The sequence below is a fragment of the Sporomusa sp. genome (assembly GCF_057736855.1).
Window position 1 is genome coordinate 1,553 of record NZ_JBYKYF010000391.1, and the last position, 853, is coordinate 2,405.

1 protein-coding gene is annotated in these 853 nt (G+C 47.2%); it reads right to left on the reverse strand.

All coding sequences use genetic code 11. The annotated features are described in order from the left end of the window. On the reverse strand, positions 1-853 hold an 853-nt coding region (locus tag AC29Z1_RS16670; RefSeq protein WP_488272575.1), incomplete at both ends, for a nucleoside recognition domain-containing protein.

Genomic DNA, 853 nt, shown 5'->3' on the forward strand with positions numbered 1-853 from the left:
GCAAGAATCCAGGTGATGGGACCTGCCTGATCTGCCATCAAGACCGCCCGTCTCAATACGAAAAACGTACGATCAAGCATAGAGCGGTAAATCACTGCGCCAATTTGGGGTTTGCGGTAAGGAGGAAGTTCTAAAACCATAGACGAAGCTTCCCCTTTTAAAATCGTTTGCGACAAAATCCAGGATACGACAAAGGTAATTGCAATTCCGAGCATAACCATACCAGCCATAAAGACAGTAACAATGGCTGTTTCATATTGCGGGGCCAAAGTCCCGCCGACAAAAATGGTGGCAATGGCAATCAGAGTGGGAAACCGGCCGTTGCAAGGGACAAAGTTGTTGGTCAAAATGGCGATGAGCCGTTCCCGGGGAGAATCAATAATTCGGCATGAAACTATCCCTGCGGCATTACAACCAAACCCCATGCACATGGTAAGAATTTGTTTGCCACAAGCCTTGCACTTTTTAAATAGATTATCCAGGTTAAAGGCTACCCGCGGAAGATACCCCAAATCCTCCAATAGTGTAAATAACGGGAAAAAGATAGCCATTGGCGGAAGCATTACCGAAACAACCCAAGCCAGAGCTCGATAGAGTCCGAGAACCAACACTCCATGCAGCCAATCAGGCGCGCCTGCTGCCTGAAACCAGACAGTCAACTGATCCTGGAAGCCGAACAGTACCGTGGCAAGCATTTCTGAGGGAATATTAGCCCCTTCAATGGTTATCCAAAAGACTGCGCTAAGGAGTATCAGCATAATGGGATAGCCCCACAGACGTGATGTCAATATATCATCAAGCTTGTTATCCCAATAGGATTTATCGGTTGTCGGTGTTGTAACGACTTTGCCAG